The sequence below is a fragment of the Novosphingobium humi genome, assembly GCF_028607105.1.
Classification (GTDB): Bacteria; Pseudomonadota; Alphaproteobacteria; order Sphingomonadales; family Sphingomonadaceae; genus Novosphingobium; species Novosphingobium humi.
The window spans coordinates 2,165,929-2,190,195 of record NZ_CP117417.1 but is presented as its reverse complement, the minus strand read 5'-3'; the positions used below and the strand labels follow the sequence as shown (position 1 = coordinate 2,190,195).

Genomic DNA, 24,267 nt, shown 5'->3' with positions numbered 1-24,267 from the left:
GCCGGTCAACGCAACTCCGATTACCCTTCGGATACCCCCGGCTTTGCTTGAAGCCTTGGACGCTTGGATAGCGCAGCAGGATAAGCCTCTGTCCCGTCCAGAGGCTATCCGAATGATCTTGGAAAAAGGTCTGTGATTATCGGCTGAGACTACGGCGGTGCATGGTGCTAAGGATTATAAATAATCCTGCCAGTTCACGCCGGCGATGATCGCCCCGGCATCATAAACCCCGCCGCCCGTGGTGCTGGCTGCACCATCGGCCGGGGTGATGATCGAGCCCACGGCATGGCGGCCGGGGTTCGCATCGGAATTGCCGGATGCCGCTACATCCGTGGTATAACCATAGACCACGCTGCCGCCCTCGCGCAGGGCGTCGTCATAGAACACGTAATAGGTGGTAGCGAAGTCCAGCCCATTGATTGTCCCGCCCGCCACCGTCACGGTCTGATCGCTGTAAACCCGGCTGTGGCCGGTGATGTTGATTGTGGCCGTGGTGCCCGCATCCATGGCCGTCAGAATGCCGCTGGCCGGGTTGGTGCTGCTGCTGGAAATCAGATTGCGGACATAGCCCGAGGGCGCCTGGGCGGCGGCCGACAGCTTATCGCGATCCTCGGCCGTCTGCCCCAGCGCCGGGGTCGGCGGCGGCGATCCGGTGCGGCCCAGCGCATAGGGATGCTTGGCATCCGTCTCGCTCATCAGGGTCAGCCGTGTGACCATCCGCGCCGGATCAAAGCTCCGCTTCATGATCACCGCCTTGATGTCCAGCCCAAGGTTGGGCAGGTCGAGCCAGAGGCATTCGCCCGGCCGGTATTTGCGCAGGCGCGGCCCTACCGAAATCTCAATCGGCTGGATCTCGCGCGTTTCCCAGATCTTGTAGACTCCAAGCTGGGCGGCCTGTCCGGCATTCTTCACCAGATTGAACGGCCATTCGGTGCTGCGCTCGCCGCCATCCTCAGTAACAAAGGTCGAAATCTGTTCCTTGGCCGCCGCCACCATTTCCCATTTGTGGTCGGGGCTGCGGTATTTCGGGATCAGGGTATTGAGGCGGTCGCGCCATGCCGTCATGGGCGTGACGGCCATATCATCATCGGCCAGATCGGCCTCGGTGATCGTGTCCAGCGAAACCTTGGGCGCCCAATAGAGGAAGGACAGGCCCGCCGCCGTCAGGGCCGGGCGGCCGCCGCCCGCAAGGCATATCTCCTTGAGATTGTCCCACCGGTCGCCCGGTTCGGTGACGCGGCCAAAGATGGTCCAGCCGTTGGCCTCGCAGACATTGGCCCATGCGGCCACTACATCCCAGAAAATGGCATCATCGACCAGCCCGACACCCATCACCTTATGGCCGTTCTGAAACCGGCCATAGGCATAGGTTCCGGCATGGAGCGCGGGACAATCGCTGTAGGTATAGGTGCTTTCCACCCCCACCCGATGCGGTCCGTCGCCGCCCGGCCGGGTGCTGTCCAGACGCGGGTCATAGACCTTTACCCATTGGCCATAGGCGGCCAGCGCAGGCAGGCCCGAGGCAAAGCGTTTGCCGTCGCGGTCGAACTTCATATTCCACATGATCGCCGCCTTGCCCGACAGTTTCGATGTGGAATCCTTGGCCGGATATCCGCCCCAGCCGGTGGGCAGCAGCGCCGCGCTTTCGGGGCAGGCTCCCAACTGGCTGTTGGTGGTCAGATAGCCGCTATACCAGCTGGTGATGGGCGCCTGGTCAACATAGGGCGTGATGCTTTCCACCGGGCCGCCCACGCAATAATCATGCTGGAGCGCCAGATACGGGTTAGGCACACCGTCCAGCGTGGCGCCATAGGCGCAGCGCCACCGCTCGACCCCGGCCACAAGCCCTTCGCCCATCACATAGGGCGCCGGGGCATTGACCTCATGAATGACCTCGGTGACCGAACCGGCAACAGGCGGTGTCCGTTCACCAGAGGATGTAAGGGCACCCATCAAGGCTGCATTGGCCGCGAAAGCAAAACCCAAAGGCGTAGGACCAAAAACCACAGCGGCCACCGATGAAATGGTGCCGATTACCTGACCTACCGCTTTGACAACCTCAGACATAAAATCGTCCTTATGATCCAGATGGCATAGAAAAGGGCTGGCCAGCAATTCACCGGCCAGCCCCGAAAGCACCTGCATCGCGCTCAGCGCTTTGTTTTTGACGTGTCGCGCAATTGACCGCTGATTTCCCGATCAGACCGCCCGCGGATTGCGCTTCCCGCTATTCGGCCCACGTCCTAGGCCGTCGATGACGCGGGCGGTCAGGAAGCGGAAAACTTGAGCAGCTTGAGCGCGTTGCTGTCGACCACGCCACCGCCCACGCGGCGCGAGAAATAGAGCAGAGTCCAGCCCTTGCGCGTCACCTTGTCCACGATCAGGCGCAGGCCGGGCTTGTCCACAATGGCATAGCCCCGGCGCCAGTTGCCAAAGACGATAGAGACGGAACCGGCCGCGATGTCGGGCATGCCTTCATCGATCGCCACCGGATAGCCCAGAAGGCGGTCAGGCTGGCCCGCGATGATCGAGGGCGTCCAAAGATAGTTGCCCTGTCCATCCTTGAACTTGCGCACCACATTTGCCGTGGTGCTGTTCATCAGCCATGCCACGCCGTCACCAGCGCGATAGGAGGCGCGCAGGGAAGTCACCAGATCGCAAAGAATGTCAGCCGGATTGGATGCGGGGAAAGCGCCGCTGATGCCGGTGGGCAGGTATTGCAGCTTGCCGAAATCGCGACCGGCGTCGGCGGTGGTCACCGCGCTGTAGGTCAGAAAGCCGCGCGGCTTGTTGATGCCATTGCCCGAGATGAAAGCCGCGCCTTCGGCCAGAGCAAATTCGCCCGCCACGTCCTCGGCCAGAAAGGCGTTCAGATCGAACATCGAATCTTCAAGAACATGGTTGGTCAGGCTGGGGATGGCATAGACTTCTCCCGGCGCGATATCGATCTTGCCCAAAGTCGGGCTGCCCGTTTCGGCGCGGGTTTCTTCTTCACCGGCCCAATAGCTTTGCGCGCCGCTCTTGCCGAGGATCTTCTCCCATGAATTGCCCGAGGTAAGCGCCACGACACGCGCCAGAGAGCGCATCGGCGACAGATCGCGCAGCACGGTATCCAGCACGTTATCAACCTGACGATCAACCGTGAAACCGCCATCGGGATCGCTGCCCGTGCGCATCCCGGCATTCGGCGCACCCAGCAGTTGCGCACGAAATGATTCCGCAACATTGCCGCCAATGGTCGCGAAACGCTGGCCAGCGGCCCGAATACCCGCCGCAGGATGAATGGCCCCACCCACCGCCACGGCAGCGGCATTGCCTTCGATCATACCGTTGACGGCTTGTTCAAGCGCATCAATGCGACTTTCGTTGCGCGTACGAAAATCGGTCAAATTGGCGTGGATTTGCTCGACAAGGGCAACCGGCGACATGTTGCTATCCGCACGAACGGTGCGAATGCCACGGAAGCGGACAGGCGAAGCGATAGAGGTGGAAGTCATGGCCAAACCTTTTGAATGAGAACGGTGCGACCATGCGCCTAGTGCGTGGGCGAAAATATAGTTTCTGCCCATTTTCTTCATGCCTTGCGAAATTTCTCGGCCAAGCGGGTTTGCATCACCTGGGCAATTTCTGCCGTCTCGGCTGCCCAATCCGCTTCGGACAATTGGCGCCAGTTGCGGGCCTCAAAGCGGTCCGCCCTTTCGCGCCCCAGTTCAGCCTCTAAGCCCAGTTCCGGCGCCAAGGCCAAGTTTAGCGCAATGTTGCTGCCCATGGCGATGCGCAATGATGCAAGGGCAATTTCCATTGGCTCCACTCGCTCGTTTGCGGCGATCAGTTCCACGACCACACGCCGGGCAAGCTGCTGCGCCCGAGAACGGGCGGAGAGTTCATCCGACATGGAGGCCATAGCGGCCCGGATCAGCAGCCGGGCCGCATCCGCCCGAGGGCGGGCCATCGCGAACACGCGAACCGGCCCGCGAAAGCGGGGCTGGTTATTCGGCAAGGCGGGGCGCATCGCTCATGGCCATCTGTTCGGCAACGTCGCAGGCGTTGCGCAGCCATTCCACGGCGCCCATGCCGTAGCCTGCGAAGCCCTCGGCAATGTCCATTGCCGCAAAGAACGTGCCCATGGCAACGTCAACCGGCAGCACTCCATTGCGGGTAATCATCAGGCCGCCACCCTCCCGGATGATGCGGCGAACCTCGTGGACCTTCTTCAGTTCATCGGGAACAGAATTGTCAGTCATGGTCTTTCCTTCGTGAATTTGCCCGAGATGGGCAGAGGGGAAAAATAATCAGAAAATCAGAGGGTTAATCGTGCTTCGCGCGGTGTCTGTCGTAATGCAAAGTTGATAAGGCATTGAAATAACTGCGATATTCTGTGTCTATTTTGGCGATGGGCCAAATTGGCCGCCCTTTCCGCCCTCCCAGCGTCCGAAAATTCCGTATTCCGGGAAAAAAATGTCTCAATGGGAGGAGGGGCGGTGCAGCGCCCACCCGGCCCCCTGATTTTGACCCACCCCCCCTATGGGGGCGATCCGCGCCGCACCTGGTCATGCGTCACCCCCTTCGTCGGACAACCAATCGTCCTCGCTTGGCTCCCACCTGTAGGAGGGCGAGGGCGACCCCTTTGGGGCCTCGCCCTTCCTCTCCGTAGGAGAGGAGTTTCTCACGCCACAATTTCGCCCTTCGTACGCCGCAGTATTATCAATGACTTGCGTCATCCCGGTTGAGCGTTCGCCGCGTTCGCCGCAAGTATCTGCCGCGCGTTCGTCGCAGCGTTCGCCGCAGTTCCCCGCAGTCTCCCGCAATCCCCGAACGCGATGCCGATCACGCGCCAGCCAAGACAGTTCACCGGTCTCAATCAGACCCAATGTGAGCAGCCTGTTCATTGCTTTTGCCAGCGCCTTCGCATCCAGCCCCTTGGCCTCGGGCATCTCTGCAAACATCTTGGGCGCATAGGTGGGAGAAGGCGATGCAGACACCGCTTGCTCGCGCCGGGTGCACTCGCGCAGACAAGCAAGGAACAGTTGGTTAGCGCCAGCTGCTGCTGTGGTTTCTGCCAGCTTTGCCCGCATATCGCCGGGTAGATCAGCCTCTCTAACGAAAGCCCCTTCGTTCCACCGGAATGTAATCCGTCCGCCTTGCGGCCCGTAATTGGACTTGGGGTTGGCAATGGTGCGCGCATTGGGATCAGCACCTTCAGGACTGCCCTCAATCATCCACCTGCTGCGCACCTTGTTATGCCACGCCACAGAACCCAGCCAATCCGCGCCAGCTTTGTTCGGATGGTGCAAGAGAAGAAATGCGCCATCGATGCGCTGAGCTTCCCCCGTCAACAGGTTCACAAATGCGGCGACCTCGTGAATAGCGTTATGATCACCGGCAAAGGCATCCGTCGCATTGTCGTAAGCGACAACACGAATACCCAGCCTTTCATTGGTGGTAACGAGCTGCTGCCAGCGCTCCGTAGTGACCAGTCCGCCGTTGTCGGCATAGCGGGCCAACTCTGTGCCGGTTTCACCCGCCAAAGACACAAGACTCAACCATCCATCCAGATCGGCCATGCGCACGCCATGCGCGCGGCAAAAGGATGCAAGGCGCCGCCACAATTCGTCCACGTCATCCTCGCAGGTCACGAAAAGGCAGCGGGCGCGCTCAGTCTCCATGCCAAGGAAGGGCAAGCCCAGGGCAATCGACGCCAACAGATCCAGCGTCAGCAAGCTTTTGCCGACGCCACCCATGCCGGTGAGCATTGTTGTTTGGCGCACTGGAAACCAATCGCCCCAGATCGAGCGCCGCACGGGCGGCTCTCCATCAAAGCTGTTAAGATTAACTACCGGCAGCAAGCCAACCGAGCCGTTGCCGCCAGTGGAAATTGGCGCTTGTCCTCCGCATCGAGCGAGGGCAACCGTCAAGGCAGGACAAGGGAATTCGGGACGCGCCTTCCTGATTTCGTCGATACATTGGCGGATATATTCAATCCGCTCCGCAGGCGGCATATCATCGGCACAATATGCCGATTCCATGTCCGCCAAGGCCGCTTGTTCCCGCGTTAAAGGGCTGTCGAAGGCCAGAATGGGGATGACCGCATTCACGCAAACTGGTCCACCAGAAGAACGGTGACTTTACCCAAACGCCATTGTCTTCCACCCTTTCTGTACTCAACAAGCTCACCCTCTCCGCCTAATTGTCGCGCCCTCCACTCAGCAATTCTCATTGCCTTCTGTTGGCTTGCGCATGCAATCAGAGGAAATCGCCCATGGGCATGGGCCAAGGGCAAGACTACGGCCACAATCCAATTAGCAGCGCCGCGCGCGTAGTGAATGACCTGGACAACCGGCAAGTTACCGCCGCCGATATAATTGAGCGCGCCAAGCTCTGCTGGCAATTCCTTGGGCAACGGGAAATTGTGCCGAACGCACAACTGGCACTCCCGGCCCTTCAATTCGGCGCTGCAAACAGCCAGAGCGTCACCGACGGGAGCCGTGCAACCCGTTTGCGGACCTTCACGAAGGGGCGGAAATGGAGCGTTCCAAATTTGCGAGCCGCCCATCGATCAGCGCCCCGCAACTTGCTCTTGCATCCAAGCATCGACCTCATGCTCTGGCCAACAGTTAATGCGTTCGCCAACTTTCAGCGGCTTCGGGAAACGCTCCTTGGCAATCAGTTCGTAAAGCGTGGAGCGCGATAGCGCTGTGCGCTTGAGAACCTCCGGCTGCCGAATGAAATGCAGCTTGGCAGGTGTCCGCTCAGCAATTTGAGGCATATCTAACCCTTCCGAATGTGTCCGATAGGGTCAGTTTGATTAGCTTTGTTTCCGGGAAGCGCATCAAGAGAGTGGTTCACCGAAATTGTGATTTACCCGGAATCTTGCTCACCTTCGAGCATATAGCGCGCATACAATGCCATCGCCATGCAACCTCGAAAGGCCGATTCCATCTTGTCATACGCCCGTGCCCGCTCTTTCTTTAGCGCTTCATAGACGGTCGACTTCTTTATATTAAAACGTTGCATGGTATCTTCCAGAACGCCTGCGCTACTGCCATCACCAGAAGAATTCTGCATTCTCAAGTAATGTAAGGCGATTTGATTATGTAGCTCTTGTTTATTTCTCATATCTCCCCAGCCCGATTTCCCCTTTTTGCCTGTTAATTGCAATTTGAAGGGTAGATTATCGTTCTCATCAATCATATCTGCAATCAATCCGGCAAGGCAAACATCAATGTCATACCCAGATTTTATATAATCTCGGAGAGGTTTTAGATTTCCACTTAGGAGTCCACAATAAACATTAGTGGAAAGAAATTCTCTTTCTTCGCTAAATTTAACATCACTCATTTTCCAATCCTTTAGAGATTATTTCTCTTAGGCTAATTGCCCATGAATTAAGCGCGGCGCGCTTTTCCTCTTTCCAATCATGTCGTTGGTATACACCGGCAATGCCTCCACGTGCCCCGCTCAAGTGGTTTAGTACGGCCTCTGTAACCTCGAAGCGAATGCCCAGCTTTTGCAGGCCTGTGGCCACGGTTCGGCGAATGTCATGCATCTGCCAATGTGGACCGGCTTCGCGCCCCAAGTCCTCATCCAGAGATTTGCGAAAACGGGCTTGCAGCTTCGAAAAACCGCTGGCGCCGTTTTCTGGCGCCCCACGCGCTGGAAATACTTTGCCGCCGCCCTCCGGTCTATCAAGCGCCGTGATGACTGCCATCGCCTCCCCTGAGAGCGGCACGATATTCGCGATGCCGTTCTTTGAACGTTCGGGCGGAACAGTCCATTCTTTCGCCGCCAGGTCAAACTCAGACCATTCGGCTCCAAACACTTCAGAGCGCCTTTGTCCAGTCAGGATCAGCAGCTTGACAGCCGGGCCCCATGGCGCAGGCTCCGCATCGGCTATGCGCCATAAACCCGCCAATTCATCGTCCGTTAGAACCCGGTCCCGCGCCTTTGGCTTTTCAGGCCGTCCGGCATCGCGACAGGGATTTGCGGGCAAACGATCCAATCGAGGCATCGCCCATGTGTAAAATGCGGATAGCTGAGCATGGGTGGCGCGAGCGCGAGACGGGGAATGCACCGCTATCTTGTCGATCAGTGTCGTGACGTCCGCTCGGGTGATAGTGTCGGCAAGCCGCGTTCCCAATTCTGGCACCACGTAGCCTTCAAGTATCCTTTTCGTGTCAGCATGAGAGCGCAAATGCGCTTTGGCTTTTAGGTAGTCAGGAAGCATGCCGCTGATTGTGCGCGCCGCGACGGCACCCTTAGCCTTGGGCGGCTGTACGCCTTTCCCCGCTTCGATATCGGAAATAAGAGCTCGCGCTTTTCTTCGTGCCTCTACTATTCCGAACCGAGGGGCAAAGCGCCCCAGCGTGACGTTGCGTATTTTGCCGTCTACCCGCTTGCGAAGTATAAAGGTTCGTGCGCCGCTGGTGCCGATCCGTACCCTAAGGCCCGGAACCTCGCTGTCGGCATGCTCAACCTGCCCGGTGTCAGGTGGTGTCAAATCTCGAATTTTTGCATCTGATAGCTTCGTCGCCATAGGGCCGCCTCCATAAGGGCCGCTTGATACCTTAGGTATCGTTCCGGCGGAATACCTCGGACGATAACGGACAAGCAAGGCACCGGATTTCCACAATTTTACGTCCGTGGAAATCCGGCGATATTTGTCAAAAAAGAATTCCTAATCTGAGGGCCATGGGTTCGAATCCCGTCGGGTGCACCATTTTTCATAAAAAATCCTTATTTTTCTGAAGTTTGCTTGCTGATTTTGGCGAACTTTTCGGTGACGTTCGCCAAAACTGTGTCGGCAAGGGCGGCTTTGTCGGCGCTTTGCGAGTAGTAGGCGAACATGCGGTCGGTCTTGTGGCCGGTGACGGCGCGGCCCTGGTTGGCGGTGCCGCCTGCCTCGGCGATGCGGCGGCTCAGCGCTTTGCGCAGGCCATGCGCGCTGCAATTTTTCAGGTCGGCCAGATCGCATCGGGCGCGGAACCAATTGCCGAATCCGGCGGGGGTAAAGGGTTTGCCGAAATCCGTGACCAGATAGGTGTCGATGCCGATATGGGCCGGGTCGAGCGAGGAGATGGCGCGTTCGACATCGGGGGAGACCGGCAGGATCGTGTCCGATTTGTTTTTCGTGTGGCGCAGGTGGAAGCGGTCACCCTGGCGCTGGGCCGGGCCGAGGCGGATGACGTCGCTTTTGCGCAGGCCGGTCCACAGCATCAGTTCGAGCGCCAGCCTTTCGCGCGTGCCAAAGGGCCAGCGGGACTGAAAGGCGGCGATCTCTTCCTCGGTCCAGGCATGGATGCCGGTGCCCTCCATCCGATAGGGTTCGGTGGGCGCAATGGGATTGCGCGAGAGCCAGCCCATGCGCACCGCATAACGGAAGAGCCGCATCAGAGCCTTGCGCAGGTTGTTGGCGGCCGAAGGGCGATCCGCCATCGCGAACAGCCAGCCTTCGACGTGGCGCGGTTCGAGCCGGTTGATCGGTTTGGCGCCATGTTCGGCGCGCCAGCGTTCGATGATGCCGCGATAGACCTTTTGGGTGTTGGGCTGCATCGATTGCCAGCGGGGCGAGCGGTAATAGGCCGCGCACAGGGCATCGACCGAGCCGGGGGCCACGCGATCGGCGCCCACGGGTTGGCCTGCCTTGGCAGCTTCATATTCAGCCAGGAATTCGGGCGTGCCGGGCGCGGCGCGGAAGTGATAGGTGGCCTTGCCCGTCTTGCGATAGCGGTAGCGCCAGCGCCCGGTCTTGTCCTGATAGCGGCTAACGTTGGGGGGAAGCCAGCGGCGTTTGGTCACTGTTTCACCCCTTCGTCCCACGGGTTGGGCAGGGTGGAGCCGGGCAGGCCGTCATCATCAAAAATGATGTCATAGCCGGTATCGTGCACGCGGATGCGTTTGGGGGTGAGGCCCGAATTGCGGGCAGCTTTGAGGATGCGCTGGGCTTCGACCATGCGCACGCGGGCAGGCTGAACAGCCATCAGAGCGCCTTTCTGTGCTTTTGCTGCGCCTCGACATGGCAATCGCGGCAGCGCCATGGGCCGTGCGATCCGTTGAGGCTGTGGGTGGGGTGGAGAAGGCCGCAATCGGCGCAGCCTTCGGGTTTCCAAGGGCGCGGGGGCGTCATGCGATAGCGCCGGGCAGAGGGGCGCCGGGCAGGGGTGCCCCGACCGCGCCTTTGGCGCTGATCGGGGCGGTGCGACCCGGCGGGCGGGAATGGTGGGGGGCATGCCAATCGGCCCATGCTGCGCCGGACAGGGCGCCCAGCAGGATCGCCAGCGTCCAGAGGGCGGTGCCGCGCGAATTGGGATTAGGGCAGGCCATGGCGATCAGGCGTTGAGGCAGGCCAGCGCGCCGCATTGCACCGCGCCCGCGATCACGCGGTCGATGGCCAGCAGGGCGGTGGTAAACAGCAGGGCGACGGTGGCGATGGCGGCGGCGGCTTTTGGCATGGGCATGGCGGACCTCGCAGAGTTTCAGGGGTGATCGAACATCGAGATTTGCCCATCGTCGGCATCATCGCGCGGGGGCGGCAGGACGTGGGGGATTTGTTCGCGCGGGCAGGCCTTAAGCTTGAGATCGGCACGATCGAGCAGGCCGGGATTGAAGAAATGGACGAAGACCAGTTCGAACATGCCGGTCATCGTGCAGCCCGTATTCGTGCAATGGGCGTCGATATGTTTGACGGTTTCGGTTTGGCGTTCCGACCGGCGGATGAACATGGGCGCATCGCATTTGGGGCAGGTGATGAAGGCTTTGCCCTTTGCCTGCCCCCCGCCGGAGCGCAGGCGGAATTCGAGCGGGGCATAGACCAGCGGGCGATGGTCCAGCGCGCCTTCGCCGCTCATGCGCGGGCCTCGCGGCTTTCGATGCCGGCCACGCTGGCGTGCAGGGCGTGGATCGCCTCTTCGGCCTCTTTGCGCGCGTTGCGGATCGAGGCGCGATCACCGCATTGGGCGGCGATGATGAGGGCGGCGATGGCCTCGCCCGCCTCCTTGGCCGCGACGGCGGCCAGCGTGGAGAGATCGGCCAGCGCGGCATTGGCGGCCATATCGGCAATATCGAGCCGCATCGTCATCAGGCGATGGAAGGGCCGATGGTCGCCGCCCGCCTCGACAAAGGCGCGGTCGAGCCGTTCGGCATCGATCATGCGGATCTGTTTTTGGCATTCCGGCTCGGCCCAATAGCGCGCCGAGCGCGAGGAAACGCCGCAGATGCCCGCGACCGTATCCCAGCCAAGGACTTTGGCCACGGCCAGCAGCGTGTTTTCATAGGTGAGCGGTTCGCGGCGCAGGGTCATGCCGGGGCCCCGTCGCGCAAAGCGCCATCCCGCAAAGCCGCAACGCGATTGAACGCGACGAGGGGGGCGGTGTGATCTACGCCGCAGAAGCGGGCCGGGGCGGCCGGGATTTCGGGAGGATAGATATCGGGGCGCAGGTGATGGCGGGAGATGCCGGTCAGGCTTTCGGCCAGCAGGACAAAGGTGGGCGGGATCTGTTTTGCCTGATTGAGCCAGCGCCAGATCGTGGGTTGGGAAACCCCAAACGCATCGGCCATCGCCTGTTGCGAGGGGTAGCGGGCGGCCACTTGTTGCAGGGCCTCATAGCGGGTCGGGGCGGTTTCCATGCGCCGACCTATACGGATATGCATAGCCTATCGCAACATAAATGTTGCGTGTGGTGTTATTCGTTTCCGTATAACCCTTAGCTATGGCGACGATCAGAGGCGACCGACTCGAAAGGCTGATGGCGGATCGACAGATCAGCCAGAGTGAGCTCGCGCGCCGCGTCGGGCTCAAGCAGCCATCAATCGGACGTCTCATTTCCGGCGAAACCCGCAGTTCATCCGTCTTGATTGAGCTTGCGCGTGAGTTGAGTGTTTCCCCGGCTTATCTGGCCGGAGAAACTGACGACCCCCTTAGTGAAACTGCTGAGGTCACGTTATCGTCAGAAGAGCGAGAATGGTTGGATTTGTTCCACCGTGTTCAGCCTAAAGACCGGGCGGCGGCGCTCCATATTCTGCGGACTTTGGCTGGTCGCCACCATCGCCCCGATCCGGAGCAATCGGCTCCATAATGGTGGCATATCTTCATCCCAAATCGGCCGTAACCTCATGCAGAGTCCGGCTTCGTATGAGTTTTTTACGCAAGTCTCAGGCGACACTGGCCTATGAGGCGCAGGTTTCCCCCAAGGTGGTCAAGGATTTGGCCGCCGGGAAGCTGCCCCAATTCCTCGATCTGTACGAAATCGCCCGCGCCTTGAAAGTCTCCCCCGAATACCTTGCCGGATACACCGACGACGACGCGCAAGACGCCTTCGCCTTGGCCTACAGCCGCGAAGATCTGGAAATGCTGAGCAAGATCCGCGCGCTCTCGCCCGACGACCGCGAATCCGTCATGCAAATCATCCACTCCCTCGCCACCAGCGCCGCCAGCCCCCGCGTGAATGAGCGGCGGATCAGCGATGCAGATTGGTTTGGGGAGGGGTAGGGGGTGGGTTCATCAAGGTTGGAAGCACCAACATTGTCGTCAACTTGATTTGTCCGTCAATTAGAATTGACTTCGTTATGCAAGATACCTGATTTTGTAAAACTTCGATTTTTTCAAATTCCCTCCATCATCGCAGGCGAAATTTCTGGAGCAGTATCAATATTCAGCGATATGGACGAATACATCAAAGTGTAATAGAATTTCATCTGAACAAAGTTTTAGGGGCGCGTATGGTTGGCGACGGAACACATATCAATGCGATGCCTACGAAGGCGTTTTTTGTTGACATGTTGGTGAAGGACATTCCTTTAGAGCGAGCTGTTCTTGATCTGGTTGATAACTGCGTAGATGGTGCAAAGCGCTTGCGTCCTGAAGAGGTGCCCAATTTTACGGGACTTGAAGTCAAGCTGCAATTGAGCGGGGACAGATTTGAGATCGAGGATAATTGCGGCGGATTTGACGTCGAAACCGCGAAAAATTATGCATTTAGATTTGGAAGGCCGGCTGCAGCCAAATCTACGGACTATTCCATCGGACAGTTCGGCGTTGGCATGAAGCGCGCATTATTCAAGTTTGGAAGATACTTTGAGGTCCATTCGACTACAAAACATCAAAAATGGTCAATGACTGTTGATGTGGACGAGTGGGAAGGCAGTACGGACTGGTTTTTCAATTTCGATGAAATCATAGATGATCAGGAATTTCCGGAGGAAGAGTGTGGAACACGGATTATTGTTCGGCGCTTGAGGCCGGAGGTCGCATCGAGATTTTCCGCTGAATATTTCCGGCGGCAGCTTTCGGAAATGATTCGATCTCACCAGCGACAGTTTCTTGCATTCGGCATGGTAATCGATTTTGAAGGAATGCATTTGACCAATACGGATTTGCGCATCCGTACTGGCGGCAGTTTCAGTCCTGCAATCGAAGAATACGGCTTTGATGGCGATAGTGATTCACCGATCTTCGTCCGCATTGTTGCGGGAATTTCAGAATCCGTTCCTGCCGAAGCCGGGTGGTATGTCGTTTGCAACGGCCGCGTGATTTTGTCGGCTGATCGGTCGGAAGAAACCGGATGGGGCTCCGTAGCGGAGCAAAAGGAAGGCATCCCCAAGTATCATAATCAGTACGCTCGTTTCCGTGGTATTGTATTTTTTAATTGTCGTTCTTCAAGTAAGCTGCCGTGGAATACTACAAAAACAGGACTTGATTCCTCTTCGGTGGTCTGGCAGGCCACTTATCCTAAAATGCTCGACCATACGCGTACAGTCATAAAATTCCTCAATTCACTAGACGACGATATTGAGGAGTACGGACGTTCATCATCTCCGCTCCTTGCTGCGATGAGTAGAGAAACGCTGTCTCAGGACGTCGAGAAATTCCAGGGGGCGCGGTCATTTTCCTGGAACAGATCACCACGAGCGCTAGGACCGAAGATGGTAAAGATTCAGTATTCGCGAGAGGAAAGCAAGATACGCACTTTGATGACTGCGTTGGGCGTTAGCAGCGCAAAGGCTGTGGGAGAAAATACCTTTGATATGATCTACACCGAGCAAGCTAACGGCGAAGGCGAAGAATGACCGCTAGCTACCGACTCATCGATTATTCGGTGCGGCCAGCGAAATTCGCTGAGCGGAAGATGCTTGGTGAGCTGCTTGCCCGCCTTAAGGTCTTTGGATCACTCGAAACCTACCGGTATATCGGCTTTGGGTCGATCTGGTTTTCCGATTGCGTGCTATTTCATCGCGTACTCGGGATCGAACATATGGTTTCGATTGAGCGCGAACTTCAGCATGAGGAGCGGTTCCAATTCAACAATCCTTATCGTGGCATTGAAATCAGAATGGGTGAGTCTGCGGACATTTTGCCAGGTCTCGATTGGAGTCAGCGGTCCATCGCATGGCTTGATTATGACGATCCGCTCTCACCATCGATCCTAGATGATATCAGGACAATATCTACCAGAGCGGGGGCTGGTACGGCTCTGATTGTATCTGTCCAGGCTCAAAAGCTGTTTGACAATCGCAATCCTGATATAGATCCAATTCACATCGATGACCGCGACAAATTTCATCAGTTTTTCGGTGGTGCGCGCACTCCGCCTGTTATGCCGCCAGCTGACCTTAGGGGGTGGACGTTGTCCAACACCTCACGAAGCATCATCCGGAAGGAAATCGAGAACGGACTTTCTCAGGTGAATGCAGCCCGTTCACCGGGCCAGCGCATCCGATTCCGACAGGTGGCAGCGTTTGAATATGCAGATGGTGCGAAGATGACCACGATTGCGGGTGTGTTCATGGATGAAGGTCAGAACAATTTGTTCGAAGGAGCCGGTTTTCGAGATTTGACCTTCTACCGGGATGGCGACTCGGCTTTTCGCATTAATGTGCCAATGTTAACACCGCGCGAGATGAGGCATTTGGATAAGAGTTTGCCTTGTCCGGAAGAGGCCCAAATAGATCGCGGCCCGATTCCGGAACGAGAGGCAAAGCACTATGCTAAACTATATCGTTATTTACCAAATTTTGCATCCTACGATATTTGAATTGAGTTTCGTTGGGGGGGTAATACTGATTAATCGGATCCTCTTGAATTATATTCTTGTAACTCTTGTTCTGAAATATCCGTTTCGAGAACAATCTTATAATGCTTTTCCTCTACAATTTTGACAGAATCTTCTGAAATAGTTAGTTCAAAGAGGGCAATCAACTCTTTGTTCATGAACTTTGCCGCCAATGCGCGGCAGACTAGGTTGGGGTATTTGGCCTTGCAATAGGCCAAATCCTGAAAGAGTTGCGCATAGCCGATCTTATCCTTTCCGACCTTCGCTTGTGTCGGGATGATAAAATGCCGGCCATGTTTATCGATACCGACGTAAATCTCATCGATTTCAATTTGGCCGATCGATTCAACAGTCGTTCTCAAGTGGCTTTGAAGCGAGTAGGTCGTGATCCCAAAAAATGTATCGACCAAACGATTGTAGCGGACGCGAGCGAGAAGTGCCTGTTCATCGGAAAAGGCATAACGCTTGATCATTTCGGGCGTGGCGTCAGGAATCTTCGTCGAGAGCAGGTTTTCATTCGGCAAAATGTTGCTCTTTGAAACCAGTCTGAACTCGTACTGCGATATTCCGCGGCCGAGAATTACCCATTCCTTGCCTTCTGGCTGGGTTCGCAAAATTTCTGGCGGCAATTTTGTGCGGTAGCGATAGGAATAAAGTGCGCCGTCACCCATATTTTTCAAAGGTTCGATGCGATGCTTTGTGCAGGTATCGTAAAGATCTTCTCTGGAAAAATAAACGGATGTGTCGCCGTGGCTGTAGCGGTCGAAAAAGGTGGCAATAATGATCTGGCTCTGCCTGCTTGGTGGTTTAGGCATAGGAAGCCTTTCGGGTCAGTCGTTCACGCTCGATATTGACCTGCTTGCGTTTTTGGGCTCCGCTCTTGAGACTACGACAAGATGGCGGGGCTTCGACGATCTCCATGCTTACACGAGCTCCTTCAATCTCATGTTGTTTCCGCTTGCGGGCGCCGCTTTTACGGTCGCGCTTGCTTGAAGGCTTCGCAACGGAAAAGTGGGCGGCGGCCTGCGACATTTCCATATAGAGCAAGTTGGGATCGCCCAACTTGATGGTGCCTTTGGGGCGGATGGGTGCGATATTCAGCGCTTCCATAATGGAAAAGCCGATTGCCCTTGCGAGCGGAGGCGGCACGGAATTCCCGATTTGGCGGGCACCATGCCATTTGGTTGCGTGCAGGCGGAACCAATCCGGGAAGCCGTGAAGGCGGGCCATTTCGCGCACGGTTACGCAGCGATTGTAGGCATAATGGATCGGCCGGGGACTGGTAAAAGCACCGCGCGCGGCATCGGTGCCCGCGCGCAGCGTGTTTGACAGGCCATTCGGCGCCAATTTGAAAAAGCGGCTTACCGGTTCGACGGCGCCAGGAGGCGTTTTTGCGAAGCGCCCTCTGGAAATTTCGGTGTGGTCGGTGCGGGCACTCGACGTCAGCACGCCGGATTTCCAATCGCGGACATAGCCGAAATGCCAAGCATCGTTGGTTTGGCAGCGCAGCTCGGCCGCATAAGGGGATGGCTTGCCAAAGCCAGTTGCTTTCACATTGTCGCTGTCCAGCAATCCAAAGAAGCGTTCCGCGTCGGGGAGATCGCCCAGGGCATCCGAGCAGGTGGGGCCGAACGGAAGGTTGGGAATAGGTTTTTTCGTGTCAGCTGCGTTTGTGCTGGCCAGTGGATGGGTGGGCAGTTGGGTGCCCTTTTTCGAACCCAGCAGGATCAAGCGCTGGCGCTTTTGAGGGACGCCATAATTGGAGGCGTCGAGCACTTTGGCGGGGCTGACGTCATAGCCCTTTGCACCGAAGGCGGCGATGAGTTCTTCGAGAAAGGCCTTGTGCCTGCCGACGGTAAGGCCTTTGACATTTTCAAACACAAAGGTTCGCGCGCCCAGTTCCGCCACGATGCGAACAAATTCCAGCACGAGGCTGTTGCGGGGATCATCGAGGACGCGCTGGCCAATCATCGAAAAACCTTGGCACGGCGGGCCACCGAAGACGCAATCGACCTGGCGATTACCAATGCCTGCGGCTTCTCGGATTTCCGAAGCAGAGAGGCCGACGACCGATTTGGGAATTACGGCTGTATCGGGGAAATTGAATTTGTGGATGGCGCAATGGATCGGATCGATTTCAACCGCCGCCGCTACGTCGAAGCCAGCCTGTTCGAAGCCCAAAGATAGGCCGCCTGCACCGGCAAACAGGTCGATTGCGATCGGTCTCAAATTACCCTCGTTCAGAATCATGCGTTGCGTCCATGACGAGATGGCGCATCCTGCGAGGCGTGATTTTGGTGGATTGAGAGCGGGGATGCAAGGTCGCGAGGAAAAGTTCGCCCTTTGTCCACCGTTTCCGTTTGGGCGACAACAGGGCTTGCGGACTTTCCACGACACCTGTTTGTGTATGCCAGCCGCAGTATGATCAGGAGTAGGGGCGATGGAATTTTTAGACGAGCATGGCGCACTCGAGCAATTGCGCAACATGCTGGCATTGACACAGTCCGCGACCTTGGCAGTCGCTTTTTGGGGCGACGGCGCCATTGAACGTTTGGCGTTGGACCGCCCCGGACTTGCGTTGAAGATAATATGCAATCTTGAATCTGGGGCATGTAACCCTTTCGAGCTACGCAAGCTTCGTGCCCTTGCCGGGCCAGGCAACGTACTCAGCGATCCGCGTCTTCACGGCAAAGTCTATCGAACCGATTCCGGCGCAATCGTCGGATCGTCGAATGTATCGACGAACGGGTTGGCTGTTGAGGGCAGCGGCCTGCGCGGATGGGCCGAGGCCAACCTGTTTACAGCCGAGGAGTCCGTCTTATCGGATTTGGATTGCTGGATCGATGCGAGGGAGAACGCGCCGGACACTCATGTCGTCACAGAAGAAGATCTATTAGCAGCTGAGGCGTTGTGGAAGGAGCGGTCGAAGTTGGCGCCTCCGAGCGTGTTAGATCGGCATGACTTGTTTGATGCCTTTAAAACATCCCCGGATCATGCGGCTTGGGATTACGTGAAAGTCTTTGTCTGGACCGAGGGCGTAGATGAGAATGCGGAAGAGGAGGCAAAGGACTTATCTTGTGCACTAGATGACGAATCTGAGTTCGATTATTATCAGCATTGTCATGATGATTTTTCGGCTGGTGAATTCGTAATTGAAGTAAAAGGAATCGGGCGGCCGAGATTTGAGGATATTGTCCAGGTGCCCACGCCTAAAATCGAGGGCGAAACGCTAACTTTTGTGAAAAGCTTAGGCAGTGAAATCAACTTGCCTGCCTTTGGGAATCTCACGTTGAGCAAGGAAGCTAAAAAACTGTTGGCAAAGGCGGCAAAGCCGTTGCTCGCCCGATTTTCGAAGTCAAAGCCTCGCTACTGCATTGTCCCCTTGAGGGACGCAATGGACGTCTTGAAATCTATTGAAATATAACGGCTTTATTGAGAATGGCCAGAAAGTTAGGATGGACGGGGCGTCAGCTTTCAGGGCATCACGCCCCCTCCAACCTCACCATCTGCTTGATCCCACCGGCATCCATGGTGGTCTCCACACTCTCGATCAGCCACTCTGTCCCGCCCGCCGCCGCGCTCCACCCTTGGAGCGCCACCCGCTGGTTCGGCCGCAACCGGCAATCGGCCACGGCAAGGTAATACTCAAACCTGCTCTTCGCCCGCAGGCGCCTGGCGAGGTTGGATTTGGCCGCGCGGGTGGCGCTGCTCTTGCTGGCGTAGATGTGCTTGAGCCGATAGGCATCGCGGCTGCCCTCGCTGACCGTCTTGCGCGTGCCGGTGGAGCCATCGTGATATTGCGCCTCGACGCCCGTCTGCGCGCCGCGTTCGGCGCGGATGTAGCGCCATTGCCAGCCATCCTGCCGCGTCAGGGTGATCGCGGGGATCGTCCGGCCGCCCGCCGTGGTGGCGGAGCCCTTGGGCAGGATCAGGATCTTGCGGTCCTTCCATGTGGCGGTGGCATCGAAGCGTTTGCCCAGATCCTGCACCAGCGCCATGTCGGACTTGTTGTGCTGCTCCAGCGCCTCGATGGGCTGGCCCGCCAGATCGGGATGGACGCGGGCCGTGATGCCGTGGCGCGCGGCGATCTCGCCGATCAGCGCGCCCAGCGTGGTGCCATGCCAGACCCGGTTGCGCCGCTTGGCATAAGTGCCGGCCAGATCGGCCGAGCGGGCGCGGATGGTGATCTGATCGGGCGGGCCGCTTTCCTCGACCTCATCGACGCGGAAGCGGCCCTTGTCGATTAGGCCCACCGGATGGGAATCGAACCGGCTTTCCCAGCCAAGCGCCAGCGATAGGATCTGGCCCGCGCGCGGCACGGCCAGTTTGCCATCGACATTCTGCAGCGCGATCGTCAGCTCGTCGGCCGAGCCGTCGCGCTTTTCCACCAGCGTCAGCGAGAGGAAGCGCGGGTCGATCTTGGCCGCCAGATCGACGCCATTGTCGAGCGCCAGGCGCAGGCCCGCCTTGTTGCCCGCCATCATTCCACCCGCGAGAGTTCGAGGGCAAAATCGACCATGCGCGGGATGCCGCCCGCCATGATCACCTTATGCGCCTGATCCAGACCATCGATCCGGTAAAAGCCCCAGAGCGCGCCAAGGCCATCCATCAGCGGAAAGGCGTCACCCGTGTCGGCCATGTCGATCAGGAAGGCGAGCGCGCCGTAATTGCCCGCGACCTCGGGGATGATCGTGCCCGCGATGGAGACGTGATCCTCGCCCGGCCCGGCGAACTGGCTGGCCGGGCGGGCAAGGAAGCGGTCGTTCTGTTCATGGCGCCATGTCATGCGGCGCGAGAGCTGGTCATAGGCGGCCTGCTCCATGCCGAAGGTGAAGAGGCCGAGGCTCATCAGCACGGCGGGCGAGAGCAGGTCGCGCTGGGAGATCGTGACGGGCGTGGACAGGTCGATCAGGCTGTCGGTGGTGAGATCAGCCATCAGCGTCCGTCCCCGCCGTTCATGTTGGAGCGCGCGGCCACGCCCTGCGCATGGTCGATCTTGCGGATGACGTGATCGGCGATGGCATCGGGGCTTTGGCCGGGAGCGGGATAGACATTGAGCGTGACCGGGCCGCGCGCGCTGCCGCCAGCGCCCACCGCCGCCGGGCGGACGGGGGCAAGGGCGGGGAAGGGGTTGGAGACTTTGGCCCCGGCCCAATTGGCCTTGGGAGCGGGGCCGGACGGTTTGGCGGGGCCGCTGCCGAACTTTTCCTTGATCGTGTCCCAATTGGCATAGAGCGCATAACCGCCCGCCGCCACGCCCAGCACGGCCAGAGCGGCAAGGCCCCATGGCGTGGTGATCAGCGAAAGGCCAAGCAGGCGGATCGCGCCCATGATGCCGGTGATCGCGGTGGTGACCGTGGGGCCGATGCCCGCGACCATGCCCATACCGGCGGCAAGCCGGGGGAAGAAGGCGATCACGCCCGCGAGGCCCTCGTAGCTTTTGAGCAGGCGATAGGCGAGTGATACGGGGCCAAGGATGCCGCCAAAGGCGAATTGCAGCGCGCCAAGGCCTATGCGCGCGGCCACCATACCACCCAGCAGCGTCATCAGCGTCGAGGTAAGGCGCGGGTTGGCCTGCGCAAAGGCGGCGACGCGCGAGATCATGCCATCGGCAGAGGTCAGAAACCGTGTGGCAGCGGGCAGGAAGCCGTTGCCCAGGACAATGCCCAGACGCTGGACTGCGCCCATAAAGTCGCGCCATTTGATGCTGGCGTCCTGCGCCTCGCGCTGGGCAAAGGCCTTGTCCACGGTGCCGCCGCTTTTGGCGATATCGGCGCGCATCCGGCGGAAATCCTCCATATTGAGGATGAGCGAGCGCAAAGCGCCCTGCGCCTGCATATCCTCGAACAGATTGCCGATCTTGGCATTGTCGCCGCCGGTGGCCTTTTGCGTGAGATCCGCGATGGTCTCGAGCGGCGTCTTGCCCTCGCGTGCGGCCTTTTTGAGCGCGTTGGGCAGGTCGATGCCGAATTTGGCGAATTTCTTGACCGTCTCGGGCGACTGGATCTTGGAGAGCAGGTTCTGGATATTGTTGGCGGCGCTGTCGGCATCACCCGCGCCGCGCCGGGCGATCTGGAGCGCGGCGGCCAGATCAGCCACGGCGGGCGTACCCTTTTGCCCCAGCGCCTGCATCTGGGCCGTGAGCGAAGGAAACCAGCGGGCCATATCCTTGACCTCGAACGCGCCCGCATTGCCCGAGGCGGCCATGATGTCGAGCGCGCGCGCCGTTTCGCCGATCGGCACTTTCAAATTGTTGAGGTTGGAGAAGGCTGCATTGGCACCATCGGCCAGATCCACCTTAAACGCGGTGCCCAGACGCCCGATGGGGCCGATCATCTGAACCGCCTTGCGCGGATCGAGGCCGAGGCCCGCCAGCGTGTCGATGCCGCTGCGCATATCCTCGGGCAGTTGGTGCGCGACTTTCGCCAGATCGAGGATGCGCGCGGCCATACGGGCGGTTTCCGCGTTGGTGAGTTCGGCCTTTTGCTGGATATCGACCATGCCGCCGGAGAAATCCATCGCGGCCTTGCTGGCCAAAATGAAGGGCGTGGCCATGCCGACGCCGCCCAGCATGTTGTCCTGGCCGCGCTGGCGCAGATCGGCGCCGCGCCGCTGGATGACATTGGTGTCGGCGCTGATCGCGGCGAGGCGCTTCTGTTTCTCAAGCTGGGTGTTGGTCAGGGCAAGCTGCGCGGCCAGCGCGCGTTCCTTGTCGATCAGCGCGGTCATGTTGCCCGCGCCTTTGGCGATATCGGCCTGCACCGCGCGCATCTGCGCATCGAGCTTCTTCGTCTCGCCGGTCAGCGCCTTGATCGATTTGGAGCCGTCGCGGCCGAGGCCGACGATGTTCTTCATGATGCCGGTCATCTTGTCGATGCCGATGAAGTTGACCAGCAGCGAGAGCTTCTTGTCGCTCATGCCTCACCTTCCTTGCCCGCCCACATGCGGTTCCAGCTTTCCACGGCAAGGCTGCGCCAGAGGATCAGTTCGTCGAGCGTGAGGCCTGCGATCTCAGAAAGCGGCCAGTGGAAGATGGCGGCAATGTCGGCCATCAGCTCTTCGGCGTGTTCTGCTCGATCATCATCTCGAGCAGTCTGCGCTCGGCCTGCGTCATAAAAAAATCGCGGATCGCGCCCCCGATCTCGGCAAGGTCGGCAGGGTCAAGCTCGTCGGCCTCGGCCGGGGTGATCGGCGGCATGGTGATGCGCGGGGTGACGGTGAGGATCGCGGTGATGTCGAGGGCGAGCAGGCTTTGCAGCGAGAGGCCGCGCAGCTGCCCCGCGCTGGGCTTGCGGATGGTGAGGGCATCGATCTGGGTCTCGCCGCGCGCGATCGGGGCGGCGAGGGTGAAACTGTGGCTGGCGGAGCCGGAGGCGGCGGCAACAGGGGGCGTGTCGGTCATGGGCGGGGCTTTCGGCAAAGGTGGGCACAGGCGCGGGGCGGGAAGGGGCCGGTGGCGGGAGAGGACGCCACCGGCCCACCGCGCAGACGGCGCCCCGCAAAAGGACCGCCCGCACGGATCTGGAATAGGCGGGATTACCCGGCGAGGATGGCCATGATCTCGGCGTAGCGATCGACGCCACCGACCATGTAGATGCCATTGAGCATATCGATCTCGACCTCGACCGTGCCGTTCACTTCCCGGCGGTAATAGGTGAGGTCTGCCTTGTATTTGTGTTCGGTCTGCTCGCCGGGCTTGTCCTTGCCGAAGTCGATCTCGTTGAAGCTGCCGCGCAGGAAGATGTCGACCGCCTGGGGCGTGCTGCCGCTCTTGGCCTGATAGGCGCAGACGAGGCGGATGCGGGTATCGTCGCGGGCGAACAGGCGGACGAGGCCGGTCTCATGGCCGCCGAAGGTGAGCGTGGCCTCCATCGGGTTGAGGCCCTGGCGGATCTTGACCGCGCCGGGCATGCCGCCGCCGCGCCAGTCGGAGGTGGCTTCCGAGAGCTTGGGCTGTTCGAATTCGCCGATGATGCCGCGATAATCGGCGCCGTTGACGTAAGTGTTGAGGTTTTGCAGCGTGCGGGGAAGGCCCATGGGACGCTCCTGTCAGAAGAGGGATGAAGGGTGGGGAGGCGCGATCAGGCGGCAACTTGCGAGGCGAAGTCGCTGTAGAATTCCTCGGTGATGGCAAAATCGACCGTGGGGTTTTCAAAGGGCGCGCAGGGGGTGAAGCGCAGCGCGAATTTGGGGCGCCCGGCGGCCAATTCCGCGCTGGTGTTGCCGGTGGCGGCCAGCGCGACCTTGGCGCCCATGATCCAGCCCGAGGTCGCCAGCTCGCTGAACTTGGTGTTGCAGCTTTCGAGCAGATCCTTGACCAGGGCGACCGACATGGCCTTGTCAAATTCGGGGGCGAAGGCCTCGATCACGATATCCTGCAGCGCGTGGAGTGTGCGGACAGCGCTTTCGAAGCGGTACTCGCTCTGATCGCTCCCTGCGCAGGTGGTGTTGCCCCAGAAGCGGAAGCCGCCCCATTCACGGATGATCGTGACCACATCGGCATCATTGAGGACGCCCGCCTCGGTGCTGGGGTCGAGCAGGTCGAAGGCGATGTTGCGGGTGAGCGCGGTGACGCCGTCCATCGCCACGTTGCTGATCGTCTTGTGCCAGCCTGTCTCCTCATCGATCCGGGCGCGCAGGCCCAGCGCGCGGGCGGTGGCATCGCCCGCAAAGTCGGGCGAGGTGTTGGGCCAGATCAGCGTGAGTTCGCGCGCCGAGAAGGTTTCGCGATAGGCGATGACCGCCGCGTCATCCTCGCCGATGGCGCGGGCATAGGCGCGGGCGCGCAGGCGCTTGGCCGCGATTACGAGCTGGGCGGTGACGGTGGCGCTGTCGAGGCCCGGCGCGCCGAGGATGCGCGGGCGTACGCCCACCGCGCTTTTGGCGGAAATCAGCGCGGGGATAGCGGCGATGACATTGGCCGAGGTTTCGGTATCATCCTCGCCCTCGTCCACGCGCAGCACCACCAGCACCGGGGTGACCTGATCGGCGATGGCCTTGAGCGTGGGCAGCAGCGTGCCGCCGGTGCCTGCCTTGCCGATGGCCTCGGCGATGTTGGTGACCAGCACCGGGGCGCCGATGGGGAAGGCGGCATCGAGCGCGGTACTGGCCGCGCCCGCCGCCGCGCTGGCCGTGGCCAGAATGCCGATCACGGCCAGGGAGGAGGTGGCGAGGCTGCGCGCGCCGCTGGTGGATTCGGTGAGGGTGAGGCCGTGGGGCATGG

General features: G+C 59.4%; 29 protein-coding genes. 5 read left to right on the top strand and 24 right to left on the bottom strand.

The genetic code is table 11. The features are described from left to right. Positions 1-174: 174 nt before the first annotated feature. From PQ457_RS10255 to PQ457_RS10185, 15 genes are all read right to left on the bottom strand, one after another. Positions 175-2,067: a phage tail protein gene (locus tag PQ457_RS10255; RefSeq protein ID WP_273616783.1), complete on the bottom strand. Its 1,893-nt coding sequence runs from the start codon at positions 2,065-2,067 to the stop codon at positions 175-177. Positions 2,068-2,267: 200 nt separating this feature from the next. Further along, positions 2,268-3,428 carry a phage major capsid protein gene (locus tag PQ457_RS10250; RefSeq protein WP_273616782.1) on the bottom strand — a complete coding sequence of 387 codons (1,161 nt, stop codon included), beginning with the start codon at positions 3,426-3,428 and terminating at the stop codon, positions 2,268-2,270. Between the two features lie 146 nt (positions 3,429-3,574). Beyond that, positions 3,575-4,000: a hypothetical protein gene (locus PQ457_RS10245; RefSeq protein ID WP_273616781.1), complete on the bottom strand. Its 426-nt coding sequence runs from the start codon at positions 3,998-4,000 to the stop codon at positions 3,575-3,577. Next, entirely contained in the window at positions 3,990-4,244 is a 255-nt protein-coding gene (locus PQ457_RS10240) for a hypothetical protein (RefSeq protein ID WP_273616780.1), read from the bottom strand. Before PQ457_RS10240 ends, PQ457_RS10245 begins: the two co-directional genes overlap by 11 nt. Positions 4,245-4,550: 306 nt before the next feature. Continuing rightward, a complete protein-coding gene (locus tag PQ457_RS10235) occupies positions 4,551-6,095 on the bottom strand; it encodes an AAA family ATPase (RefSeq protein WP_273616779.1) in 1,545 nt (514 codons plus the stop codon). A 461-nt stretch (positions 6,096-6,556) separates the two neighbouring features. Then, entirely contained in the window at positions 6,557-6,766 is a 210-nt protein-coding gene (locus PQ457_RS10230; protein ID WP_273616778.1) for a helix-turn-helix transcriptional regulator, read from the bottom strand. A gap of 92 nt (positions 6,767-6,858) precedes the next feature. Continuing rightward, a complete protein-coding gene (locus tag PQ457_RS10225; RefSeq protein WP_273616777.1) occupies positions 6,859-7,338 on the bottom strand; it encodes an SPASM domain-containing protein in 480 nt (159 codons plus the stop codon). Continuing rightward, positions 7,331-8,533, bottom strand: coding sequence for a tyrosine-type recombinase/integrase (locus PQ457_RS10220; protein ID WP_273616776.1), 1,203 nt, complete (start codon positions 8,531-8,533; stop codon positions 7,331-7,333). Before PQ457_RS10220 ends, PQ457_RS10225 begins: the two co-directional genes overlap by 8 nt. A 200-nt stretch (positions 8,534-8,733) precedes the next feature. After that, on the bottom strand, positions 8,734-9,795 hold the full coding sequence (locus PQ457_RS10215) for a tyrosine-type recombinase/integrase (RefSeq protein ID WP_273616775.1): 1,062 nt from the start codon (positions 9,793-9,795) through the stop codon (positions 8,734-8,736). Then, a complete protein-coding gene (locus tag PQ457_RS10210; protein WP_172341195.1) occupies positions 9,792-9,977 on the bottom strand; it encodes a hypothetical protein in 186 nt (61 codons plus the stop codon). The genes PQ457_RS10215 and PQ457_RS10210 overlap by 4 nt, the downstream gene beginning before the upstream one ends. 142 nt (positions 9,978-10,119) lie before the next feature. Then, complete coding sequence (locus PQ457_RS10205; protein ID WP_273616774.1) at positions 10,120-10,320, bottom strand: hypothetical protein; 201 nt, start codon at positions 10,318-10,320, stop codon at positions 10,120-10,122. 5 nt (positions 10,321-10,325) lie between these two features. After that, positions 10,326-10,454, bottom strand: coding sequence for a hypothetical protein (locus PQ457_RS10200; protein ID WP_273616773.1), 129 nt, complete (start codon positions 10,452-10,454; stop codon positions 10,326-10,328). Between the two features lie 18 nt (positions 10,455-10,472). Further along, positions 10,473-10,844: an ogr/Delta-like zinc finger family protein gene (locus tag PQ457_RS10195; RefSeq protein WP_273616772.1), complete on the bottom strand. Its 372-nt coding sequence runs from the start codon at positions 10,842-10,844 to the stop codon at positions 10,473-10,475. Beyond that, on the bottom strand, positions 10,841-11,296 hold the full coding sequence (locus tag PQ457_RS10190; protein WP_273616771.1) for a hypothetical protein: 456 nt from the start codon (positions 11,294-11,296) through the stop codon (positions 10,841-10,843). Before PQ457_RS10190 ends, PQ457_RS10195 begins: the two co-directional genes overlap by 4 nt. Continuing rightward, the gene (locus PQ457_RS10185; protein WP_273616770.1) at positions 11,293-11,622 is read right to left on the bottom strand and encodes a transcriptional regulator; all 330 of its coding nucleotides are present in this window, start codon (positions 11,620-11,622) and stop codon (positions 11,293-11,295) included. Before PQ457_RS10185 ends, PQ457_RS10190 begins: the two co-directional genes overlap by 4 nt. 83 nt (positions 11,623-11,705) lie before the next feature. Here PQ457_RS10185 and PQ457_RS10180 point away from each other — a divergent pair, with 83 nt between their 5' ends. The 4 genes from PQ457_RS10180 (at position 11,706) to PQ457_RS10165 (ending at position 15,026) form a co-directional block, all read left to right on the top strand. Then, on the top strand, positions 11,706-12,071 hold the full coding sequence (locus tag PQ457_RS10180) for a helix-turn-helix domain-containing protein (protein WP_273616769.1): 366 nt from the start codon (positions 11,706-11,708) through the stop codon (positions 12,069-12,071). Positions 12,072-12,127: 56 nt separating this feature from the next. Then, positions 12,128-12,484 carry a hypothetical protein gene (locus PQ457_RS10175; RefSeq protein WP_273616768.1) on the top strand — a complete coding sequence of 119 codons (357 nt, stop codon included), beginning with the start codon at positions 12,128-12,130 and terminating at the stop codon, positions 12,482-12,484. Between the two features lie 230 nt (positions 12,485-12,714). Beyond that, a complete protein-coding gene (locus tag PQ457_RS10170) occupies positions 12,715-14,061 on the top strand; it encodes an ATP-binding protein (protein ID WP_273616767.1) in 1,347 nt (448 codons plus the stop codon). Then, complete coding sequence (locus PQ457_RS10165) at positions 14,058-15,026, top strand: O-methyltransferase (protein WP_273616766.1); 969 nt, start codon at positions 14,058-14,060, stop codon at positions 15,024-15,026. Before PQ457_RS10170 ends, PQ457_RS10165 begins: the two co-directional genes overlap by 4 nt. Before the next feature lie 29 nt (positions 15,027-15,055). On the opposite strand, the gene PQ457_RS10160 is transcribed toward PQ457_RS10165, so the two are convergent. Both PQ457_RS10160 and PQ457_RS10155 read right to left on the bottom strand, forming a co-directional pair. Next, positions 15,056-15,859, bottom strand: a complete 804-nt coding sequence (locus tag PQ457_RS10160) for an endonuclease (RefSeq protein WP_273616765.1) — start codon at positions 15,857-15,859, stop codon at positions 15,056-15,058. Next, complete coding sequence (locus PQ457_RS10155; protein ID WP_273616764.1) at positions 15,852-17,294, bottom strand: DNA cytosine methyltransferase; 1,443 nt, start codon at positions 17,292-17,294, stop codon at positions 15,852-15,854. The genes PQ457_RS10160 and PQ457_RS10155 overlap by 8 nt, the downstream gene beginning before the upstream one ends. Before the next feature lie 190 nt (positions 17,295-17,484). Here PQ457_RS10155 and PQ457_RS10150 point away from each other — a divergent pair, with 190 nt between their 5' ends. Next, positions 17,485-18,468, top strand: coding sequence for a phospholipase D family protein (locus tag PQ457_RS10150; protein ID WP_273616763.1), 984 nt, complete (start codon positions 17,485-17,487; stop codon positions 18,466-18,468). Positions 18,469-18,526: 58 nt separating this feature from the next. Here PQ457_RS10150 and PQ457_RS10145 read toward each other — a convergent pair whose 3' ends face one another. From PQ457_RS10145 to PQ457_RS10115, 7 genes are all read right to left on the bottom strand, one after another. Beyond that, positions 18,527-19,528, bottom strand: a complete 1,002-nt coding sequence (locus PQ457_RS10145) for a contractile injection system protein, VgrG/Pvc8 family (protein ID WP_273616762.1) — start codon at positions 19,526-19,528, stop codon at positions 18,527-18,529. After that, positions 19,525-19,980 (bottom strand): phage tail protein, encoded by a 456-nt coding sequence (locus tag PQ457_RS10140; RefSeq protein WP_273616761.1) that lies wholly within the window; start codon positions 19,978-19,980, stop codon positions 19,525-19,527. Before PQ457_RS10140 ends, PQ457_RS10145 begins: the two co-directional genes overlap by 4 nt. Beyond that, positions 19,980-21,962: a phage tail tape measure protein gene (locus PQ457_RS10135; protein ID WP_273616760.1), complete on the bottom strand. Its 1,983-nt coding sequence runs from the start codon at positions 21,960-21,962 to the stop codon at positions 19,980-19,982. Before PQ457_RS10135 ends, PQ457_RS10140 begins: the two co-directional genes overlap by 1 nt. Further along, a complete protein-coding gene (locus PQ457_RS10130; RefSeq protein WP_273616759.1) occupies positions 21,959-22,096 on the bottom strand; it encodes a GpE family phage tail protein in 138 nt (45 codons plus the stop codon). The genes PQ457_RS10135 and PQ457_RS10130 overlap by 4 nt, the downstream gene beginning before the upstream one ends. Beyond that, positions 22,096-22,446, bottom strand: a complete 351-nt coding sequence (locus PQ457_RS10125) for a phage tail assembly protein (protein WP_273616758.1) — start codon at positions 22,444-22,446, stop codon at positions 22,096-22,098. Before PQ457_RS10125 ends, PQ457_RS10130 begins: the two co-directional genes overlap by 1 nt. Before the next feature lie 134 nt (positions 22,447-22,580). Further along, positions 22,581-23,081, bottom strand: a complete 501-nt coding sequence (locus PQ457_RS10120; protein ID WP_273616757.1) for a phage major tail tube protein — start codon at positions 23,079-23,081, stop codon at positions 22,581-22,583. Positions 23,082-23,125: 44 nt separating this feature from the next. Further along, positions 23,126-24,265: a phage tail sheath subtilisin-like domain-containing protein gene (locus PQ457_RS10115; RefSeq protein WP_273616756.1), complete on the bottom strand. Its 1,140-nt coding sequence runs from the start codon at positions 24,263-24,265 to the stop codon at positions 23,126-23,128. Positions 24,266-24,267: the final 2 nt, after the last annotated feature.

Excerpts from the sequence above, each read along its gene's own strand:
- PQ457_RS10155 (WP_273616764.1), bottom strand. The coding sequence starts at position 17,294 with ATGATTCTGAACGAGGGTAATTTGAGACCGATCGCAATCGACCTGTTT.
- PQ457_RS10140 (WP_273616761.1), bottom strand. The coding sequence starts at position 19,980 with ATGGCTGATCTCACCACCGACAGCCTGATCGACCTGTCCACGCCCGTC.
- PQ457_RS10195 (WP_273616772.1), bottom strand. The coding sequence starts at position 10,844 with ATGAGCGGCGAAGGCGCGCTGGACCATCGCCCGCTGGTCTATGCCCCG.
- PQ457_RS10220 (WP_273616776.1), bottom strand. The coding sequence starts at position 8,533 with ATGGCGACGAAGCTATCAGATGCAAAAATTCGAGATTTGACACCACCT.
- PQ457_RS10165 (WP_273616766.1), top strand. The coding sequence starts at position 14,058 with ATGACCGCTAGCTACCGACTCATCGATTATTCGGTGCGGCCAGCGAAA.
- PQ457_RS10145 (WP_273616762.1), bottom strand. The coding sequence starts at position 19,528 with ATGATGGCGGGCAACAAGGCGGGCCTGCGCCTGGCGCTCGACAATGGC.
- PQ457_RS10230 (WP_273616778.1), bottom strand. The coding sequence starts at position 6,766 with ATGCCTCAAATTGCTGAGCGGACACCTGCCAAGCTGCATTTCATTCGG.
- PQ457_RS10205 (WP_273616774.1), bottom strand. The coding sequence starts at position 10,320 with ATGGCCTGCCCTAATCCCAATTCGCGCGGCACCGCCCTCTGGACGCTG.
- PQ457_RS10200 (WP_273616773.1), bottom strand. The coding sequence starts at position 10,454 with ATGCCCATGCCAAAAGCCGCCGCCGCCATCGCCACCGTCGCCCTGCTG.
- PQ457_RS10210 (WP_172341195.1), bottom strand. The coding sequence starts at position 9,977 with ATGGCTGTTCAGCCTGCCCGCGTGCGCATGGTCGAAGCCCAGCGCATC.
- PQ457_RS10250 (WP_273616782.1), bottom strand. The coding sequence starts at position 3,428 with ATGTCGCCGGTTGCCCTTGTCGAGCAAATCCACGCCAATTTGACCGAT.
- PQ457_RS10240 (WP_273616780.1), bottom strand. The coding sequence starts at position 4,244 with ATGACTGACAATTCTGTTCCCGATGAACTGAAGAAGGTCCACGAGGTT.
- PQ457_RS10255 (WP_273616783.1), bottom strand. The coding sequence starts at position 2,067 with ATGTCTGAGGTTGTCAAAGCGGTAGGTCAGGTAATCGGCACCATTTCA.
- PQ457_RS10170 (WP_273616767.1), top strand. The coding sequence starts at position 12,715 with ATGGTTGGCGACGGAACACATATCAATGCGATGCCTACGAAGGCGTTT.
- PQ457_RS10125 (WP_273616758.1), bottom strand. The coding sequence starts at position 22,446 with ATGACCGACACGCCCCCTGTTGCCGCCGCCTCCGGCTCCGCCAGCCAC.
- PQ457_RS10160 (WP_273616765.1), bottom strand. The coding sequence starts at position 15,859 with ATGCCTAAACCACCAAGCAGGCAGAGCCAGATCATTATTGCCACCTTT.
- PQ457_RS10150 (WP_273616763.1), top strand. The coding sequence starts at position 17,485 with ATGGAATTTTTAGACGAGCATGGCGCACTCGAGCAATTGCGCAACATG.
- PQ457_RS10115 (WP_273616756.1), bottom strand. The coding sequence starts at position 24,265 with ATGCCCCACGGCCTCACCCTCACCGAATCCACCAGCGGCGCGCGCAGC.
- PQ457_RS10130 (WP_273616759.1), bottom strand. The coding sequence starts at position 22,096 with ATGGCCGACATTGCCGCCATCTTCCACTGGCCGCTTTCTGAGATCGCA.
- PQ457_RS10185 (WP_273616770.1), bottom strand. The coding sequence starts at position 11,622 with ATGGAAACCGCCCCGACCCGCTATGAGGCCCTGCAACAAGTGGCCGCC.
- PQ457_RS10120 (WP_273616757.1), bottom strand. The coding sequence starts at position 23,081 with ATGGGCCTTCCCCGCACGCTGCAAAACCTCAACACTTACGTCAACGGC.
- PQ457_RS10190 (WP_273616771.1), bottom strand. The coding sequence starts at position 11,296 with ATGACCCTGCGCCGCGAACCGCTCACCTATGAAAACACGCTGCTGGCC.
- PQ457_RS10175 (WP_273616768.1), top strand. The coding sequence starts at position 12,128 with ATGAGTTTTTTACGCAAGTCTCAGGCGACACTGGCCTATGAGGCGCAG.
- PQ457_RS10225 (WP_273616777.1), bottom strand. The coding sequence starts at position 7,338 with ATGAGTGATGTTAAATTTAGCGAAGAAAGAGAATTTCTTTCCACTAAT.
- PQ457_RS10135 (WP_273616760.1), bottom strand. The coding sequence starts at position 21,962 with ATGAGCGACAAGAAGCTCTCGCTGCTGGTCAACTTCATCGGCATCGAC.
- PQ457_RS10180 (WP_273616769.1), top strand. The coding sequence starts at position 11,706 with ATGGCGACGATCAGAGGCGACCGACTCGAAAGGCTGATGGCGGATCGA.